Raw genomic sequence first — 3,872 nt, forward strand, 5'->3', positions numbered from 1 at the left:
CACCGTTGTACAGGAAGCGATTCAGATGCAGACGATTATTAGCTTAGTCGCCGCCGAAATTGGGATTGCGATCGTCCCCGTCTCCCTCAAAAACCTGCAACGAACGGGGGTGATCTACAAGCCTTTGCAGGAAGAAACACCCCAGGCAGAAGTGGCGATCGTTTGCCGTAAATTGGACGTCACGCCAACTGTCCAGCGATTTTTAGATTTAGCCACTCAAATGACTCAAAGTTAAAAATTTAGGCATTCCTGAATCAGGAAATCATTCTCGAAACCATTCTGCTGTTTCAGGGTTACAAATATTCTGTAATCAATTGGGCGATCGTCATCTTAAAGCATGAGACAAATACTGACCTGTTTCCTGCTTTTTCAGCACACTTTTCTTCAGCACACAAGCCGCTTTACCCGTCGCAGATTACCTCAAACTTCAATTGTTGTATTGCTTACGCCACAAACTCTTGATACTTCTGCTTTAACCTTTCTGGCATACGAATCGGCTTGTTGTTTTGTAAATCAACAAAAATACCAACTTGTTCACCAAGAGCCGCTACTTTGCCATTGACAGAGATCACTGCATTAACAGTCCATCGCAGCGATTCCATTATCTCGATCCACATCTTGCCGGTTGGAACGTCAGAAATTTTGATGGGCTGCTTGTAATCAATTTTTGTCTGCACAATGACAGGCGCAATTCCATTTTTGAGTTGTTCGTCCAACGGGAAATGACGGGCTAGCATCTCTAAACGTAAATCTTCTAACCAACGAACGTAAACAATATTGTTGACAACACCCGCAAAATCAATATCGTAAGTTCTAACGGGTAGATGAATTTCGACCTCAAACAGTTGCTTCTGTGCCGTTGTGTCCATGTTTAGCTTTTAATTTGCAAGTTAGGCTGTAGCTTAGCAAGAATAGCTTGTAAAATGCAAGTAACTAAGCTGCTATATCTAGCCATGATCCAGCCAAAACGCTCTTCTTGCCCTGTCTCCTGTACGCTAGATTTGATTGGCGATCGCTGGACGTTACTTGTCATCCGAGACATGATGTTCTTTGGAAAGCAACGATTTGAAGAGTTTTTAGAATCCCCTGAGGGAATCTCGACTAATATCTTGGCAAACCGCCTCAGACTGCTTGAAGAATTAGGTTTAGCAGAAAAGCAGCCTTACAGTAACCATTCCCGTCGAATGAACTATCAACTCACCGAGAAGGGAAAAAGCTTGCGTCCTGTTTTGAAAGTCATCACTGCTTGGGGTTTGAAGCATATTGCTGACACACAGATTCCTCAAAGTAATCCGTCGGATGCCAGTAACTGCAAAGCAACTGAACCATGAATCCCGATAGGCAAACTTTCAACCATCGTCGCCACAGACATCTTAAGCAGTACAACGTTCCCCTAGGCGCTAGTAACCTTGAACTCAGCATCAATGACTTGCGACTTGCGGCTGTAAGGGGGTTGTTATGAGGCTGGCTTGTGCTGCGCCAGCTTCAACGCTGACAATAGTAGAATTGGGCCCAAGATTAGATACAACAGAGAACTTGATACATACCTTAAAAGATTACTGCCAATAAATGCACCCAAAATTGAACCAGATGCCATTGAAATGATAAATCTTTGCTCTGTTTTAACTTCCTTAAGTCTTTGTTGGCTTCTGTACTTAAACAGACCCATCAAAATTGTCGGAATGCTAATCGCAAGGCTCAAACTTCCTGCCAGCTTAATATCAACGGAAAATAGCAAAATGATTGTTGGGATAATCAACTCTCCACCTGCCACACCCAACATACTGCTGAATATGCCAATTACGATTCCTGCCAAAAATCCAAAGCTGATTCTTAAAAGGCTTGGTAGTTGCAAACTCTCAAGACTGAAAATGAGGTTATGCCCGACCAGCACAACGCTAAGAAAAATCAGAAAAGCGATGACAATTCGGTTTAATACTCGTTCGTTGATTCGCGTTGCATAATGAACTCCAACATAAGAGCCGATTAGAGAGCCTGCCAGAATGTTGATGATCACTGCCCAGTTCCCAGCAACATTTTCCAGCCTCACAACGCCGCTTCGAAAAATGAATGAAAATGTCACTGTGACAAGGCTGACAATGAGGTTGATGATAATTGCTTGTAGAGTTCGATAGTTAAAAACGCTGACTAGGACAGGTAAGCGGAACTCCGCACCACCCAGACCTATCAGTCCGCCAAGCACCCCAACCAAAGCACCCCAACCAAATGCCCAAAAATTTCGCATTCAACTCCTCCACTTCGTAACAGAAGTATTATGAGCGATGTGCTTTGAGGTTGAGGTAATCAATAGCAGCATTTAACTCTGACTCCCCCACAAATGGTTTCTAGCTGCACCCTCACCCGAAAACGAAGCCGGATAACTACTGATTGGGCTGGATATTTCCGTCTAAGACCCTGGAGTAGCGATATAGGCAGAAATAGTTTCGTCTAAGATCCCGATTCAGCTAGTTAGGTAGAAAAATTCAGGATAACTCCCCTTCATTGCCTCAAAGCTCGATCGCCTCAAACCAGTTCTCGTGAGCAGGTTTAACGAACTCTGCCCATTCCGCCTGATGAAAAAGAGCAGATCTGAAGTATGGGAACAAGAAAGCAAGTGAGCAAAACGATCGACAAGTTTTACGTGAAGCGAATCGCCAGTAACCGAGCGCAGGTGACTCGATCGTCCGAGATGCGTTTGTGCAAGGCAAATTGATGAGCCTTCTGGAGCGATCCGCCCAAAAAATGCTTAACCCCTCGTCCCTTGATTAAATCTAACGGGGGAGGGGTTTGGAGGAGGGAGGTTGGGCTTTGCCAATCGCCTAATCCTTAAATCGCCTAATACTTAAACAGTCCGGCTCCCTGAACTTTGTATCCGGTGGGTTCGAGGATGCGGGCAGCAGCTTGCTTGCCGGAGATGGTTGCGCCTTCCATGCTGTCGATATAGTCCTGAGCGGTGTAGCTACCTGCTAGGAAGAAGTTGGCGATCGGCGTTTTTTGGGATGGGCGGTAGGGGTCCATGCCGGGCTGTTCGCGGTAGAGGGACTGCGCCAGCTTCACCACGCCAAACCAGGTCATATTGAGTTCGCGGGATGAGGGAAACAGATCGTGAATTTGCTTCAGCGCGTGTTGAGCAATTTCCTCGTTGCTCATTTTGATAAACGGATCGCCGGGAGTGAGAACTACCTGCATCAGCGAACCCTGCCCTTCCCGGTAATAGTCCTTGGGACTGGTGAGTGCCAGGTCTGCAAAGCAAGAGAAATCGGCATCTGCGCTGTAGAGCAAATTGTCCATGCCTGCGGCGCGATCGACCTGCTTTCGCAAAGCCGGATCATTCATTTCTGTGACCCAGCCATCGAAGCGCATTTGCACCGTGACGACCGGAACCGCTTCCAGCTTGTAGATGTTGTTAAACTCCTTCCACTGGCGCCATTCCTGCGGCAGCAATCGCTGAATTCCGGGCACATCACAGGCGGCAAGGTAGGCATCGGCGGTAATGGTTTCTTCGGTGTTGCCCTGAGCAATAGATAAACCTGTGACGATCGTTTGTCCGTCGCGTTCCTCAAACAAAATGCGGCGCGTCTGGCGACGGGTGTGGATTTTTGTGCCCCGGTCTTCCAGGTATTTGACGATCGGCTTGTGCAGATATTCGTCGGGGGAGCCTGCCAGCAGATTCAGCCGTGAGGCTTCGGTTTTGGTCGCAAACATCAGGAAGATTGTCAGCATGCAGCGTGCCGAAATTTCCTCAGTGTCGATAAAGCCCAGGGCGAGGGCGATCGGGTTCCACATCCGCTTGAGGCTATTCTCAGAGCCACCATGACGGCGAAACCAGTCGGCAAAGCTGATGTTGTCGAGCGATCGAATCCACTGCATCG

At 47.3% G+C, this 3,872-nt stretch carries 5 protein-coding genes; 2 read left to right on the forward strand and 3 right to left on the reverse strand.

From position 1 onward, the window contains the following. Nucleotides 1-235, forward strand: a 235-nt coding sequence (locus tag H6F80_RS09635) for a LysR substrate-binding domain-containing protein (protein ID WP_242067259.1), incomplete at its 5' end; no start/stop codon positions are given. 208 nt (nucleotides 236-443) lie between these two features. Here the strand turns inward: H6F80_RS09635 and H6F80_RS09640 are convergent. After that, complete coding sequence (locus H6F80_RS09640) at nucleotides 444-869, reverse strand: acyl-CoA thioesterase (RefSeq protein WP_190791352.1); 426 nt, start codon at nucleotides 867-869, stop codon at nucleotides 444-446. A gap of 132 nt (nucleotides 870-1,001) precedes the next feature. On the opposite strand from H6F80_RS09640, the gene H6F80_RS09645 reads away from it, so the two are divergent. Next, nucleotides 1,002-1,331 (forward strand): winged helix-turn-helix transcriptional regulator, encoded by a 330-nt coding sequence (locus tag H6F80_RS09645; protein WP_242067260.1) that lies wholly within the window; start codon nucleotides 1,002-1,004, stop codon nucleotides 1,329-1,331. 125 nt (nucleotides 1,332-1,456) lie between these two features. Here H6F80_RS09645 and H6F80_RS09650 read toward each other — a convergent pair whose 3' ends face one another. Continuing rightward, nucleotides 1,457-2,245: a sulfite exporter TauE/SafE family protein gene (locus H6F80_RS09650; protein ID WP_190791353.1), complete on the reverse strand. Its 789-nt coding sequence runs from the start codon at nucleotides 2,243-2,245 to the stop codon at nucleotides 1,457-1,459. Nucleotides 2,246-2,835: 590 nt separating this feature from the next. Beyond that, nucleotides 2,836-3,872 (reverse strand): FAD-dependent oxidoreductase (locus H6F80_RS09655; RefSeq protein WP_190791354.1); only part of this gene is annotated, 1,037 nt, incomplete at its 5' end.

Source organism: Leptolyngbya sp. FACHB-711, from assembly GCF_014695615.1.
Lineage (GTDB): Bacteria > Cyanobacteriota > Cyanobacteriia > Elainellales > Elainellaceae > Leptolyngbya_A.

What these genes read in the sequence shown, in the direction of transcription:
- H6F80_RS09640 (WP_190791352.1), bottom strand. Translation starts at nt 869, where the DNA reads ATGGACACAACGGCACAGAAGCAACTGTTTGAGGTCGAAATTCATCTA.
- H6F80_RS09650 (WP_190791353.1), bottom strand. Translation starts at nt 2,245, where the DNA reads ATGCGAAATTTTTGGGCATTTGGTTGGGGTGCTTTGGTTGGGGTGCTT.